The 14144-nt window shown below is 67.2% G+C and carries 11 protein-coding genes and 1 other RNA gene; 1 reads left to right on the forward strand and 11 read right to left on the reverse strand.

What is annotated here, in order from left to right; translation table 11 throughout:
- Positions 1-13 precede the first annotated feature (13 nt).
- The 11 genes from BLR29_RS02205 to BLR29_RS02255 form a co-directional block, all read right to left on the reverse strand.
- On the reverse strand, positions 14-805 hold the full coding sequence (locus tag BLR29_RS02205) for an ABC transporter permease (RefSeq protein ID WP_092134288.1): 792 nt from the start codon (positions 803-805) through the stop codon (positions 14-16).
- Between the two features lie 29 nt (positions 806-834).
- Positions 835-1647 (reverse strand): ABC transporter ATP-binding protein, encoded by an 813-nt coding sequence (locus BLR29_RS02210; RefSeq protein ID WP_092134290.1) that lies wholly within the window; start codon positions 1645-1647, stop codon positions 835-837.
- A gap of 79 nt (positions 1648-1726) precedes the next feature.
- Positions 1727-2770 carry an ABC transporter substrate-binding protein gene (locus tag BLR29_RS02215; protein ID WP_092134291.1) on the reverse strand — a complete coding sequence of 348 codons (1044 nt, stop codon included), beginning with the start codon at positions 2768-2770 and terminating at the stop codon, positions 1727-1729.
- A gap of 228 nt (positions 2771-2998) precedes the next feature.
- Positions 2999-3979 (reverse strand): Bug family tripartite tricarboxylate transporter substrate binding protein, encoded by a 981-nt coding sequence (locus tag BLR29_RS02220; RefSeq protein ID WP_092134293.1) that lies wholly within the window; start codon positions 3977-3979, stop codon positions 2999-3001.
- 46 nt (positions 3980-4025) lie between these two features.
- Positions 4026-4994 carry a hydroxymethylglutaryl-CoA lyase gene (locus BLR29_RS02225; protein WP_092134294.1) on the reverse strand — a complete coding sequence of 323 codons (969 nt, stop codon included), beginning with the start codon at positions 4992-4994 and terminating at the stop codon, positions 4026-4028.
- The gene (locus tag BLR29_RS02230; protein WP_176860859.1) at positions 4991-6187 is read right to left on the reverse strand and encodes a CaiB/BaiF CoA transferase family protein; all 1197 of its coding nucleotides are present in this window, start codon (positions 6185-6187) and stop codon (positions 4991-4993) included. Before BLR29_RS02230 ends, BLR29_RS02225 begins: the two co-directional genes overlap by 4 nt.
- Before the next feature lie 340 nt (positions 6188-6527).
- Positions 6528-7433 (reverse strand): LysR family transcriptional regulator, encoded by a 906-nt coding sequence (locus BLR29_RS02235; protein WP_092134297.1) that lies wholly within the window; start codon positions 7431-7433, stop codon positions 6528-6530.
- Between the two features lie 2 nt (positions 7434-7435).
- Complete coding sequence (gene recR / locus BLR29_RS02240; RefSeq protein WP_092134299.1) at positions 7436-8050, reverse strand: recombination mediator RecR; 615 nt, start codon at positions 8048-8050, stop codon at positions 7436-7438.
- Between the two features lie 40 nt (positions 8051-8090).
- Positions 8091-8417 (reverse strand): YbaB/EbfC family nucleoid-associated protein, encoded by a 327-nt coding sequence (locus tag BLR29_RS02245; RefSeq protein WP_092134301.1) that lies wholly within the window; start codon positions 8415-8417, stop codon positions 8091-8093.
- A 64-nt stretch (positions 8418-8481) separates the two neighbouring features.
- A complete protein-coding gene (locus BLR29_RS02250; RefSeq protein WP_092134302.1) occupies positions 8482-10989 on the reverse strand; it encodes a DNA polymerase III subunit gamma/tau in 2508 nt (835 codons plus the stop codon).
- A gap of 159 nt (positions 10990-11148) precedes the next feature.
- Entirely contained in the window at positions 11149-13656 is a 2508-nt protein-coding gene (locus BLR29_RS02255; protein WP_092134304.1) for an adenosylcobalamin-dependent ribonucleoside-diphosphate reductase, read from the reverse strand.
- Between the two features lie 217 nt (positions 13657-13873).
- On the opposite strand from BLR29_RS02255, the gene ffs reads away from it, so the two are divergent.
- Positions 13874-13972, forward strand: an RNA gene (gene ffs, locus BLR29_RS02260) — signal recognition particle sRNA small type.
- The last annotated feature ends 172 nt before the right edge of the window (positions 13973-14144 follow it).

Here is a 14144-nt window from a genome sequence, read left to right on the forward strand (position 1 = left end):
CAGCGCTGCTCCGTCAGAGCTTCTCCGTCTCGCCCGACTGCGGCTGCCATTTCATCAGGCGCTTCTCGCCGACCGTCACCATCCAGTCGAGCACCAGCGCAAACGCCGTCAGCACCACGATACCTGCGAACACGGTGTTGATGTCGAACGTGCCCTCGGCCTGCAGGATCAGGTAGCCCACGCCGCGCGCGGAACCCAGATACTCCCCGACCACCGCACCGACGAAGGCCAGGCCCACCGACGTATGCAGCGACGAAAACACCCAGCTCGTCGCGCTCGGCAGGTACACGTGGCGCAGCAGCTGTTGCTTGTTGGCACCCAGCATGCGCGCATTGGCCAGCACCACGGGGCTCACTTCCTTCACACCCTGATAGACGTTGAAGAAGACGATGAAGAACACCAGCGTCACGGCCAGCGCCACCTTCGACCAGATGCCCAGCCCGAACCAGACCGCGAAGATCGGCGCCAGGATCACGCGCGGCATCGAGTTGGCCGCCTTCACGTAGGGATCGAGCACCGCGGAGGTGAACGGGCTCAGCGCCAGCCACAACCCCACGCCCAGCCCCGCCACCGTGCCGATGCCGAATGCCAGCACCGTTTCGATGAGCGTCACGCCCAGGTGGATGTAGATATCGCGCTCGACGATGAACCAGCTCCAGATGCGCTGCGCCACCATCAGCGGCTCGCCAAAGAAGAAGGCCACCTGCTGCGAGCGCGTGGCCATGTGCCACACGGAAAGAATCACCACCAGGACCAGCACCTGCCAGACGCGCAGCATGCCATTGGAATCGGGACGGAAAGCCATATCGTTATCTTGTCGTTGTTCTTGTGGGCTCAGGCCACCTTGCGCTGCTGCGCGTAGCCCTTCAGCACTTCCTCGCGCAGCACGTCCCAGATCGCGGCGTGCAGTTCCACGAAGCGCGCATGATTGCGAATCTCGGCCACATCGCGCGGACGCGGCAGGTCGATGACGAACTCGCCGATCGGATGCGTGCCCGGACCGGCGGAAAGCACCACCACGCGATCGCTCATCGCGATGGCTTCGTCCAGGTCGTGCGTGATGAACAGCACCGCCTTGCGCTTGGCGGCCCAGAGGTCCAGCACCTCGTTTTCCATCAACTGGCGCGTCTGGATGTCCAGCGCGGAGAACGGCTCGTCCATCAGGATGATGTCCGGGTCCAGCACCAGCGTCTGCGCCAGGCTCACGCGCTTGCGCATGCCGCCCGAGAGCTGATGCGGATAGCGGTCGCCAAACCCGCCCAGGCCCACGCGGCGCAGCCATTCCTCGCCCTGGCTCACGGCCTCGTCGCGCGATACGCCTCGGAAGATCAGCCCGGCGATCACATTGTCGAGCGCGCTGCGCCACGGCATCAGCGCCTCGGCCTGGAACATGTAGCCGGCGCGCGCGTTGATGCCCTTGAGCGGCTCGCCGAACACGCGCACGGTGCCGGTGGAGGGCTCCAGCAGGCCGGCGCCCACATTCAGCAACGTGGACTTGCCGCAGCCCGTGGGGCCGACGACGGAGACGAATTCACCAGGCTGGATCGACAGCGTGACATCGCGCACGGCGGTGTAGCGCTGGGTGCGATCCTCGCGCGACACGAAGGTGCAGGTAACGTTATCGAGGGAAAGTGCAGGCGTGCTCATGACTCGCAGGGAGAAAACATACGCCCGCCGGACGGGGTCGCGCGGCGGGCGGTGGGTGACATGTCCGATACCGGATGCGTTACTTGTACTTGGCGTTGGCCTTCTGGACGAAGGCGTTGGTGAACGTCGTCTCCAGCTTGATCGGCTTGCCCTTCAACTCGGCGTCGAACTGCTGCAGCGTGTTCAGCGCCGTGCGCGGGCCATCGGCCGGCATCACGCCGTCCGGCGAGATCGCTTCCTTGACCTTGTCCCACGCGGCCAGGTAGAGCGCGCGGTCACCCAGCAGGTAGCTTTCCGGCACGGTCTTGACGATATCCGACGGGCCCGCCTTCTGCAGCCACTTCAGCGCGCGCACCATTGCATTGGTCATCGCCTGCGTGGTGTTGGGGTTCTGCTGGATGAACGACACCGACGCGTACAGGCAGCCCGACGGCATGTTGCCGCCAAACACTTCCTGGGTTTCCTTGAGCGTGCGCGTGTCCGAGGCGATCTTCACCTCGTTCTTCTGCGTCAGCATCGAGATCACCGGGTCCAGGTTGGCCATGGCGTCGATCTGGCCCGAGCGCATTGCCGCCACCGCACCGGCGCTGGCGCCGACGCCGATGAACGACACGTCCGACGGCTTCAGGCCGGACTTGGCCAGCACGAAGTTGGCCATCATGTTGGTGGACGACCCCGGCGCGGTGACGCCAATCTTCTTGCCCTTCAGGTCGGCGATCGACTTGAAGTTGGGCATGGTCTTGTTGGAAACCACCAGCACGATTTGCGGGGCACGGCCCTGCAGCACGAATTCCTGGTATTGCTGGCCCTTGGCCTGGAGGTTGAGCGTGTGCTCGTAGGCGCCCGACACCACGTCGGCGCTGCCGCCCACCACGGCCTGCAGCGCCTTGGCGCCGCCGGCAAAGTCGACGATCTCGACGTCCAGCCCTTCTTCCTTGAAGTAGCCCAGGCGCTCGGCGATGGTCAGCGGCAGGTAATAGAAGAGGTTCTTGCCCCCGACGGCAATGGTGACCTTGGTCTTCTCCAGCTTGCCCTGTGCCTGGGCAGGGCCGAAGGTGAACCATCCGGCCAGGAACAGTGCCAGCGCAATCAGCAGCTGTTTCCAGAAAGTCTTGTTATACATATTGTTCTCCTACCTTTTTTGACTGGGGGCGGTCGGGCGTCCCGGGCTCTGTTCACAAGGGGGCGCGCCGCCGTGCGGCAAATTGCGATGCTACCGGACGCATGCCGGGTCCGCATCGGGAGGAACACCTAGCCTCTGATGCGGATAATCGCAGCGGCGCACAGCTTACGCGCCCACCCTTTCGAACAGCTTGCCAATGTCTGCGGCGATATCGCCCGCCGCGCGCGCTTACTCGGCGTGGATGTCTGCCGATTTGATGACCTTGCCCCAGCGGACCAGCTCGGTGCGCTGGTATTGGTCGAGCTGCTGCGGATTCATGTAGCGGGCCTCGGCGCCCAGTTCCTCGGCCTTCTTGCGGAAGGCTTCGGACTTCATGATCTTTTCGATCTCGGCGGTCAGCTTGTCGATGATGGGCTTGGGCGTGCCGGCCGGCGCGTACATGGCGAACCACGACGATACGTCCAGGTCAGGGTAGCCGGCTTCCGGCGCGCTCGGCACGTCCTTCAGGCTCGGCAGGCGCGTCTTGCTGGTCACCACCAGCGGACGCAGCTTGCCAGCGGCGATATGGCCCATCAGCGGGGGCGGCGTGGTGATGGTCAGGTCCACATTGCCGCCCAGCAGGTCGGTCATGGCCGGGCCGGTGCCCTTGTATGGCACGTGCGTGATCTGGATGCCGGCCATCTGGTTGAGCAGTTCGGTCGAGACGTGCTGCAGGGACCCGTTGCCCGACGAGGCGTAGTTCAGCTTGTTCGGATTGGCCTTGGCGTACGCCACCAGTTCCTTGAGCGATTTCACCGGCAGCGTCGGTCGCACCACCAGCACCTGCGGCGCCGACAGGATGTTGGCCACGGGCGCGAAGTCCTTCACCGGATCCCACGACACCTTGGTCAGCAACGGCGTGATGACGTGGTAGCCCGAGTACTGGACCATCAGCGTGTAGCCGTCTGGCTTGGCGCGCTGGACGACCTGCGCGGCAATGGTGCCGTTGCCGCCCGGGCGGTTGTCCACCACCACGGACTGGCCGAGCGCCTTGGACAGCGGCTCGGAAATCATGCGCGCCGCCAGGTCGGTCGTGCCGCCGGCGGCGGCGGAAACCACCAGCATGACCGGCCGATTCGGATAGGAGCCGTCCTGGGCGTGGGCGACGGGTGCCAGCACCATGCCGGCGGCGGCCAGCATCGCGCTGGCGCTGAGGATCTTGTGGGTCATGCTTGTCTCCGATTGTTTTATAGAGAATCGTTGGCGCGGCGGCAGGTCAATGCCCCGCAAAGTGCTCGGCCATCCAGCCGGGTGGCTGGTGTGTACGCAGGCGCGGGCCGGCGCGCAGCAACTGGCTGGAAATCTCGCGCTCGACCAGTGCCGGCAGGCCGCCAACGACGTCGAGCAAGCCCTTCAGGTCCACGCCGGTGTCCACGCCCATCGACGCGAACATGTGGACGAGTTCCTCGGTGCTCACGTTACCGCTCGCGCCGGGGGCGTACGGGCAGCCGCCCAGCCCACCGGCGGCGGCGTCGAAGCGCGTCACGCCGGTCTGCCATGCCGCCATGGCGTTGGCCAGGCCCATGCCGCGCGTGTTGTGGAGATGGATGGTCAGGCCCGTCTGCGGCAGCGCGCGCTGGAAGGTCTCGCACAGCGCGGCCACCTGGTTCGGGTACGCCATGCCGGTGGTATCGCACAGCGTGATGCCCGCCGCGCCGGCGTCCGCAAAGCGCTTCGCCAGCGCCATCACGTCGGCCTCGCTCACCTCGCCTTCGAACGGGCAGCCGAAGACCGTCGACAGCGACACGTTCACCGGTACGCCGGCCTTGCCGGCTTCGTCGATCATCGCCAGCAACTGCGCCTGCGACTGCTCGCGCGTCATGCGCAGATTGGCGCGGTTGTGCGTCTCGCTGGACGACATCACCAGGTTGACTTCATCTGGATGGCACGACAGCGCGCGCTCCAGGCCGCGCAGGTTCGGCACCAGCACCGTATAGCGCACGCCGGGCACGCGCTCGATCTGGTGCATCACGGCCTCGGCGTCGGCCAATGCGGGAATGGCGCGCGCCGACGTAAATGAAGTCGCCTCGATACGGGCAAAGCCGCAGTGCGCCAGCGCATTGACGAACGCGACCTTGCCTTCGGTGGGCACCACCACGGGTTCGATCTGCAGCCCGTCGCGCGGCGCGACTTCGTTGATCTCGATCTTTGCCGGGCCGGCCAGCGAATAGGATTGAACACTCATGCGATGACTCCACGGGCACGCAGGTCGGCAATCGCCGCCGCGTCGAAGCCGGCATCCGCCAGCACGGTATCGGTGTGCTCGCCCAGCGTGGGCGCGCGGTCATGGATGGCACCAGGATTGGTGGAGAGCTTCGGGATGATGCCCGGCACTTCCACGCTCAAACCCTTGGCCGACGTCACGGTCTCGATGACGCCGCGTGCCCGGTAGTGCGGGTCCTCGGCGATGTCCTTGACGGTATAGATGCGGCCCGACGGCACGTCGGCTTCGCGCAGCACGGCGAGCGCCGACTCCACGGTTTGCGTCTTCGTCCAGGCGGCGATCGCCGCGTCGATCTCATCCACGCGCTTGACCCGGCCATCGTTACGGGCCAGCGCCGGATCCTCGCCCAGGTCGCTGCGTCCCAACGCGGCCATCAGGCGGCGGAAAATCGCATCGCCATTGGCGGCGATCAGCACGTAGTCGCCACAACCGCAGGGATAGGCGTTGGACGGGGCGATCCCCGGCAGCGCGCCGCCAGCCGGCTGGCGCACGGCGCCGAAGGCCGAGTATTCGGGCAGCAGGCTTTCGCTGAGGTTGAACAGCGACTCATACAGCGCCACGTCGATGACCTGCCCTTCCCCGCCACGCGCATCGCGCTCGTACAGGGCCAGCAGCACGCCCAGCGCACCGTGCAGGCCGGCGATGGTGTCGCCGAGCGACAAGCCGGCGCGCACCGGCGGGCGGCCGGGCTCCCCGGTCAGGTGGCGCAGGCCGCTCATCGCCTCGGCCACGGCGGCAAAGCCGGGCTCGTCCTTGCGAGGACCGGTCTGGCCGTAGCCCGACACGCGGACCATGATCAGCTTCGGGTTGGCCGCGTGCAGCACATCCCAGCCAAGCCCCCACTTCTCCATCGTTCCGGGGCGGAAGTTCTCAATCAGCACGTCGGCCTCGCTGGCCAGCTTGCGCACCAGCGCCTGGCCTTCCGCCTGACGCAAGTCGATCGCGATCGACTGCTTGTTGCGCGACTGGGCTTCCCACCAGACCGACGTGTCTTCATGCAGCATGCGCCATTTGCGCAGGGGGTCGCCCTGACCGGGCGGCTCGACCTTGACCACATGGGCGCCGAAATCGGCGAGGGTCTTGGCTGCAAAGGGGCCGGCAATCAGTTGTCCCAGTTCCAGGACCCGAATGCCATCGAGAATCTGTTGCGCCATCTTTGAGGTGTCTCCGTAGCTGACCATCCGCGGCGGCGCCTGCATCGCGACGCGTCGTCGGTGCGGACCTACCTGTGTTTTCACGGAGTGTGCACCAGCGTGATACAGCGGCGGAATCGGCATTCCGGCAAGCGGGCTATCTCGGAACGCGAAGGGGTGGCCTCATCTGCGGGAAAACCCGGAGACGCTGCTCAGGACGGAGAACGGAGGGAAAAGGGGCCTGGAGGCGGAGACCGTTTCAAACGAAGCGCGGCGGTCCCGATCAGACGGGCGGCCGCAGATAGTGCCACCGGTACGGCAAGCCCGCCAATCGACGCCAGGAGCTTTCCGAAGCGACCTCTTAGAACGGCGCGCGGTCGCCGCAGAGATGGGTGATGAGCAGCCGCGCGGACACGGTCAGGCCGGCCGGATCTCGCATGCCGATCAGCAGCGTGCGGCGCGCCCAGGCATCCTGCAATGACACCAGCGAGAGACCCATCGACTTGACGTGCGGCTCGGCGGCGATGCGCGGCAACACGCCCACGCCCAGCCCGGCCATCACCATGCGGCACATGGCGTCGAAGCTGCGCACCTGGATGCGCAGGCGGAACTGGCGTTCCAGCCGGCTGCTTTCCTCGAGTAGCCGTGCCGCCAGCGATGTCACCTGCGGCAGGCTGACGAAGTCGTATTCCAGCGTATCGGCGTAGCGCACCGGCCCATGCTGTGACAGCGGATGCCCCGGCGGCGTGATGATGACCAGCTCATCCTGCCGGTATTCGACGGTCACCAGGCCGGCGCACGGCGTGCGGTCGGCAAAGATGCCCACATCGGCGCGATTCTCGACCAGCGCGGCGACGATGTCGCTGCTGTTCTGCTCTTCGAGCTCGATGCGGATGGTCGGATGCTGGCGCATGAATTCCGCCAGGTCGTCGGGCAGGAATTGGGTGATGGCCGAGGTATTGGCGCAGACGCGCACCTGGCCGCGCACGCCGGACGCATAGTCCGACATCACGCCCGCCATGCGCTCCACGTCCTGGAGGATCGTCAGCGCATGATGAAAGCACGCCTGCCCTGCCTCGGTCAGCTGCACGCCGGACGCATGCCGGAAAAACAGCGGTGCGCCGACGGCGGTCTCCAGATCGGAGATCCGTTTGCTGGCAGCCGCCACGGCCAGGTGCGACTGGCGCGCCCCGGCCGAGATGCTGCCCTGCCGGGCCACGGCGACAAACAGCCCCAGCGTAACGAGATCGAAGCGCGCCAGATTCATCGTTACAGGCTTCGGCGGTCCATCACGGCGCGGGCGATGGTGCCCGCATCGACGTATTCGAGTTCGCCACCCACCGGCACACCACGCGCGAGACGCGAGACCTTGAGTCCGCGCGCCTTCAGCATTTCGCCGACGTAGTGCGCGGTGGCCTCGCCTTCGCTGGTGAAGTTGGTGGCGACGATGACTTCGCTGACCGGGCCGCCCAGTTCGGGATCGGTGGCGCGTGCCAGCAGGCGGTCGAGGTGAATCTCCTTCGGGCCAATGCCATCCAGCGGCGACAGCCGCCCCATCAGCACGAAGTATTGGCCGCGATAGGTCAGGGTCTGCTCGATCATGACCTGGTCAGCCGGCGTTTCCACCACGCAGAGCAGCGAGGCGTCGCGCCCGGTGTCGCGGCACGTCTCGCAAATCTCCTGCTCGGTGAAGGTGTTGCAGCGCACGCAATGGCGAATGCCATCGGCGGCACCGCGCAGCGCATCGCCCAGCTTGCGTGCGCCGTCGCGGTCGTGCTGCAGCAGGTGATAGGCCATGCGCTGAGCGGACTTCGGCCCCACGCCGGGCAGCACCTTGAGCGCCTCGATCAGCGCCTGCAGCGAGGTGGGCGGCGCCGCTTTCATCGGATCACCGCCTCGGATCGATGCGTCATCGGAACGGCAATCAGAACGGCAGCTTGAAGCCCGGGGGCAGCGGCAGGCCGGACGTCATCGAGCCCATCTTTTCCTGCGTGGTGGCCTCGGCCTTGCGCACGGCGTCGTTGAACGCGGCGGCGACCAGGTCTTCCAGCAGGTCCTTGTCATCAGCCAACAGGCTGGGGTCGATGGTGACGCGCTTGACGTCGTTCTTGCAGGTCATGAGCACCTTCACGAGACCGGCGCCGGACTGGCCCTCGACCTCGATCTGTGCCAGTTGCTCCTGCATCTTCTTCATGTTTTCCTGCATCTGCTGGGCTTGCTTCATCAGCCCGGCCAATTGACCTTTCATCATGGGAATACTCCTGGATACGTGTGGATGGGTGCGGGTGGCCCGGGGGGCGGGCCACCTCTGGAATTCAGGCCGCGCGGGGCTGGATGGATCCGGGAACGATCTGCCCGCCAAACTCGCGCAGCAAGCCTTGCACAAACGGGTCGCCGTCGATCGTCGCTTCCGCCTCGCGCTGGCGTTCGGCGCGCGCCGCGGCATCGACGGCCGCAGCGGTGTGCGTGACCGCGCCGACCTCGCATTGCACGCGGACCTCGGCGCCGAATTTCTCGGTCAGCGCCGCCTGCAGCCGTTCGGCGACAGCGTTTTCGGCAATGGCCGCTACCGGCACGCGCAAGTGCAGCGTGCGGCCGACCACGCGGTGCAGCTCGCTCTGGAACGCCAGCTGCTGGGCCAGCCCCTTCAGCGGCAGGCCGGCGGCCAGCGTGGGCCAGTCGTCGGTAAATACGGGCGGCGTGCCATCATCGGCCGCGCTCGGTGCCACGGGCGGCACGGCGGGCGCCAAAGGCACGGAGGGCACTGCGGCCACGGCGGGGATGGGCTCCGCCTGACGCGCCGGTTGCGACGGCGCGGCACGCCGATTCGCGCGCGGGGCACGGTCGAAGCTTGCGGACTCCGGCTCAAAGCCGTTGTCGAAGCCACCGAAGCTCGGGTCGTAGCCGGGATCGCTGTCATACGGGCCGATGACCGGCAAGTCCGGCGGCAGCTCTTCCCACGGCGGCACGTCGCTGCCACCAGCGGCTTCCCATGGGGCCGCCGCCTTGGCTTCCGGCTGGCGCGCACGCGCGGCCGGCTCCGGCTGGGTCGGCTGGCTGGCTGGCGATGGTGCCAGGGAGGGACGCTGGGATGGCGCCTGCATCGCGGGCTTCGCAGCAGGCTGGGACGACGCCGGCACCGGGCTCGCGGTCGTGGCCGGGCGCGTGGCCGAAGGCGGGCGCAGCGGCTGGGCGGCGGGCCGCGCGCTCGCCGCGGCGGCCGCAGCCGATGCGCCGGCGAGCGGTGGGCTCATCGGACGGCCGGCACCACCACGCCCCGCGGAGGCTTGTCGTGCTGCAGCCAGCGCGGCACGGGCCGGAGACATTGATTCGTTGCCCACGGCCGGCGCCGGCGCGACCGACGTCGATTCGGAGGCGGAAGCGGATGCGGATGCCGGGTTGGGCTGCGATGCGGGTGCCGAAGCTACCGGGGCCGCCGGGGCTGACGCCGATACCGGCGACTCAACCGGCTCAGCCGGTTCGATTGGCTCGACGGCACGTGCGACGGGCGCAATGGATTCCGGTCGGACGGCCTGAGCCGGCGCCGCGACGACGGGTTTCACAGGCGCCGGTGCGGCTGCCGCCGACACAGGAGCCGACGCGGGCGCGGTTGCCGTCGGTGCCGCGGCCATGCGCGACGGCGGCGCGGACGGCGCAGCGGCCGGACGCGTCCGCTGGACCTGCTGGCCGCCACCGCCCTGCCCGCTCACGGGCGCCGGGCTGGCCGACGGTCGGAAGGCCAGCATGCGCAGCAACGTCATCGTAAAGCCGGCGTACTCGTCCGGCGCGAGCGCCAGCTCGCTGCGGCCGAGGTTGGCGATCTGGTAGAACAGCTGGACTTCCTGCGCGTCGAAGGTGCCCGCCAGGCGACGCACCTCGTCAGCCTCGGGCCATTCGTCCTGCACCGACGCCGGCACGGCTTGCGCCAGCGCGATCTTGTGCAGCAGCGAGCCAAGGTCCTGCAGCGCGCCGGCAAACGACAGGCTGCGGTCAGCCATGGCATCGGCGATACCGAGCATGCTGGCGCCATCTTCGGCAGCCAGCGCGTCCAGCAGTTGCACGAGGTAGCTCTGGTCGATAGCACCCAGCATGCCGCGCACGGCGTCCTCGGACACCTGCCCGGCGCTGTAGGCGATGGCCTGGTCGGTCAGCGACAGCGCATCGCGCATCGAACCATGCGCGGCCTGGGCCAGCAGGCGCAGCGCGCTGCCGTCATGGCTGATGCCTTCCTGCCCGAGGATGTTGTCCAGATGGGAAACGATATGCCCCGGCGGCATCTGCTTGAGGTTGAACTGCAGGCAGCGTGACAGCACCGTGACCGGGATCTTCTGGGGATCGGTCGTGGCCAGGATGAACTTGACGTGCCCGGGCGGCTCCTCCAGCGTCTTCAACATGGCGTTGAAGGCGTGGTTGGTCAGCATGTGCACTTCGTCGATCATGTAGACCTTGAAGCGCCCGACCGTCGGGGCGTAGACGGCCTTGTCCAGCAGTTGCGCCATCTCGTCGACGCCGCGGTTGGACGCCGCGTCCATCTCGATGTAATCGACAAAGCGCCCGCTGTCGATCTCCATGCAGGCCTTGCACTGGCCGCACGGCTGGGCGGTGATGCCGCCGTTGCCGTCAGGGCCGGTGCAGTTGAGGGCCTTGGCCAGGATCCGGGAAAGCGTGGTCTTGCCGACGCCGCGCGTGCCGGTGAACAGGTAGGCGTGGTGCAGCCGTTGCTGTTCCAGCGCGTGCGTGAGCGCGCGGACCACGTGCTCCTGGCCGACCAGCGTGGTGAAATCCCTGGGGCGCCATTTGCGCGCTAGAACTTGATAACTCATGGCGGCGATTGTAGCAAAAGGCGAAGGCCGGATCGGGCATCCGCGCCGTTTTCGCCGCCCCCGCCACCGGACAGGCGCCGGCGGCTGTTGCGGCAAGGCTGCATGAGCCGCCGGGCCCCGGCCCCGGCCGCCGGCACCCCTTGACAAGCGGCCCGGCCGCTAGCCGCATTCGCCCACGTAGCCGCAATTGGCGCATTTGGCGCAGCCATCGACCTTGTGCAAGGCGTGGGCGCCACACTCGGGACAAGGCTTGCCAGTCCCCACGCCGAGGTTGACCGTTGGCGGCGAGGCGCGCGCCGGCAGGTCAGCCAGGCCGATTGCCGTCTCGCCGCCATCGCGCCGGGCCAGACGCGCGGCCAGCGCGGTCAGCGGCACCTGGCTGCCCTCTTCGTCCAGGAAGCCGCGCTTGATCAGGATCCGCTGGATGGCGTAGCTGATGGCGGCGACCTCCGAATCGTGGAAGCGCGGAACCTCGGTGCCGTCCTGGCGCACCAGCGAGCCATAGCGGACGGTGCCCTTGTCCCAGACGACATTGCGCATATCCGCCAGCGCCTTGGCCACCGGGCCGCCGGAGCGCGCCACCATCGACAGCAGCCGCATCGTCGACGTGATCCACTGCTGGCCCTCGCTGCGCTGGCCGGCGGGCATGAAGAACTCGAGCGGCCGTTCAATGGTGACGGCCTGCCCGTTGACCAGCCCGGATACCCGCATGAAGTTGACGGTCAGGTAGACGGTCTTGTGGCCCTCGTACGTCAGGTACTCGACCTTGGAGGTCACGCCCTCGAGGTCGCCCAATGGCCGGCTGCCAAACGGATGGGTGAGCGGATCGTCGTCGGCGGGTGCCGCGACCGCCGCGGTGGACGGCGTGCCCGGGCTGGCTGCGGGTGGCGTGACGGACAGCACCGCGCCCAGCACGCTGTTGGGCCGGTAGGTCGCCAGCCCCTTCAGGCCCGCCTTCCAGGCTTCCAGGTACAGATTGCGGAAGGCCTCGTACGGATAGTCCTCCGGCACGTTCACCGTCTTGCTGATGCTGGTGTCGATGTACGGCTGCACGGCCTCCAGCATGCGCATATGGTCAAGCGCGGACATTTGCAGCGCCGTGACGAAACTCTCCGGCAGCCGCTCCATGTCGGCCCCCATGTGACGATGCAGCCGCCACGCGTAGTCGGCCACCTCGAACATCTTGTAGCTGTCGTCCGGCATCCGCTTGCGCCGGCTGTAGGTCCACGAGAACGCCGGCTCGATGCCGTTGGAGGCGTTGTCAGCAAACGCCAGCGTGATGGTGCCGGTGGGGGCGATCGATAACAGGTGTGAATTGCGCATGCCGTGTTCGCGGATCACATCCCGCACGGACTCCGGCAGGCGGGCGACAAAACCGCCACGGAGGTAGGCATCGGCATCGAACAGCGGGAACTTGCCCTTTTCGTCGGCGAGTTCGGTCGACGCCAGATAGGCATGGTCGCGCATGGTCTCGGCGATCCGGCCGGCCAGCTCGCGCGCCGCGTCGGTGTCGTAGCGCAGGCCCAGCATTACCAGTGCGCTGCCCAGGCCCAGGAAGCCCAGGCCAATGCGACGCTTGGCCGCGGCCTCGGCCGCCTGTTCGGGCAGCGGCCAGAAGGTAACGTCGAGGACATTGTCGAGCATGCGCGTGGACACTCGCACCACTTCGGCAAACGCCTCGAAGTCGAAGCTCGCCTGCGCCGTGAACGGCTGGCGCACGAAGCCCGTCAGGTTGATCGACCCCAGGCAGCAGCAACCGTACGATGGCAGCGGTTGTTCCGCGCACGGATTGGTGGCTTCGATCCGCTCGCAGTAGTAGAGATTGTTGTCGGCATTGATCCGGGAGAGGAACAGGATGCCGGGCTCGGCATGGTCGTACGTCGCCTGCATGACCTGGTCCCAGAGCCGGCGTGCCGGCACGCGCCGGTAGACCCACTGGCCGTCGTCGCGGCGGTAGGCACCGGCCGCGATCACGTCCATGCCTGGCTCGGCCTCGTGGACCAGTTCGATCTCGCCATCGGCTTCGACGGCCTCCATGAAGGCGTCCGTGACACCGATCGAGATATTGAAGTTGGTCAGGTCACCCCGGTCCTTGGCGTGGATGAAGCTCTCGATGTCCGGATGGTCGCAGCGGAGCACGCCCATCTGCGCGCCGCGCCGCGCGCCGGCGGACTCCACGGTGGCGCACGATGCATCGAACACCTTCATGAAGGACACCGGCCCCGATGCGCGGGAATGCGTGGCACGCACCAGCGCCCCGCCGGGGCGGATCGAAGAGAAGTCATAGCCGACGCCGCCGCCGCGCCGCATGGTCTCCGCGGCCTGGGCCACGGCGGTGTAGATGCTCGGCTTGCCATCGCGCGATTCGGATACCGAATCGCCCACGGGCTGGACGAAGCAATTGATCAGCGTGGCCTGGATGCCGGTGCCTGCGGCGGAGTTGATCCGCCCGGCTGGCACGAAGCCGTTTTCCAGGGCCCAGAGGAAGCGTGCGGCCCATGCCTCACGCTTGTCGACGGGTTCGGCCTCGGCGAGGGCGCGCGCCACGCGCTGGCGCACGTCGGCGGCGGTCCGCTCTTCGCCCTTCGCATATTTTTCAAGCAGTACTTCGGTGGAAATGTCTTGCGGCGCGAGTGCGCCACGTATGATCTGGTCGTTTGCGTTCATGTCCTGGCTCATCAAGATGAGAACGATTCGGCATTGGCATCGCACGCGCCAAGTCGCCGGCACGGGTCGGAGCAACCAATGCAGCCCGCCATGCTGCCAGCCACAGGTTTGCGACGAGCCTGCGTGAGATCAAACAATTCACCAAACAACGCGCTTAACCACTCGCATTACAACTAATTTCGTGACGGCTTCCCGGGTTGCGTTACAATGCCGGTCGGACGGGCCTCCTCGCATGGTGGCGCGGTCAACCTGGTCAGGTCGGGAACGAAGCAGCCACAGCCGTTTTCCGCCAGTGCCGAGGGTCAGGCTCGTCCCCCTTATTCCTTCCTCACCCCATCTGCGTTCCCCCCGAACAATGCACGCATTGCCGCTATCGCGCGGCGTGACGGGTATCGTCGACGGATTCGCCACACAGCCCCAGCGCACCCCAGCGGGATTCTCCCGGCACTCACCCGGAACGCGACTATTCTGCGCCCAAATCGGCAACC

The sequence above is a fragment of the Cupriavidus sp. YR651 genome, assembly GCF_900101625.1.
GTDB lineage: Bacteria > Pseudomonadota > Gammaproteobacteria > Burkholderiales > Burkholderiaceae > Cupriavidus.

Excerpts from the sequence above, each read along its gene's own strand:
- BLR29_RS02250 (WP_092134302.1), bottom strand. The coding sequence starts at position 10,989 with ATGAGTTATCAAGTTCTAGCGCGCAAATGGCGCCCCAGGGATTTCACC.
- BLR29_RS02225 (WP_092134294.1), bottom strand. The coding sequence starts at position 4,994 with ATGAGTGTTCAATCCTATTCGCTGGCCGGCCCGGCAAAGATCGAGATC.
- BLR29_RS02215 (WP_092134291.1), bottom strand. The coding sequence starts at position 2,770 with ATGTATAACAAGACTTTCTGGAAACAGCTGCTGATTGCGCTGGCACTG.
- BLR29_RS02255 (WP_092134304.1), bottom strand. The coding sequence starts at position 13,656 with ATGAACGCAAACGACCAGATCATACGTGGCGCACTCGCGCCGCAAGAC.
- BLR29_RS02245 (WP_092134301.1), bottom strand. The coding sequence starts at position 8,417 with ATGATGAAAGGTCAATTGGCCGGGCTGATGAAGCAAGCCCAGCAGATG.
- BLR29_RS02230 (WP_176860859.1), bottom strand. The coding sequence starts at position 6,187 with ATGGCGCAACAGATTCTCGATGGCATTCGGGTCCTGGAACTGGGACAA.
- BLR29_RS02235 (WP_092134297.1), bottom strand. The coding sequence starts at position 7,433 with ATGAATCTGGCGCGCTTCGATCTCGTTACGCTGGGGCTGTTTGTCGCC.
- recR (WP_092134299.1), bottom strand. The coding sequence starts at position 8,050 with ATGAAAGCGGCGCCGCCCACCTCGCTGCAGGCGCTGATCGAGGCGCTC.
- BLR29_RS02205 (WP_092134288.1), bottom strand. The coding sequence starts at position 805 with ATGGCTTTCCGTCCCGATTCCAATGGCATGCTGCGCGTCTGGCAGGTG.
- BLR29_RS02210 (WP_092134290.1), bottom strand. The coding sequence starts at position 1,647 with ATGAGCACGCCTGCACTTTCCCTCGATAACGTTACCTGCACCTTCGTG.
- BLR29_RS02220 (WP_092134293.1), bottom strand. The coding sequence starts at position 3,979 with ATGACCCACAAGATCCTCAGCGCCAGCGCGATGCTGGCCGCCGCCGGC.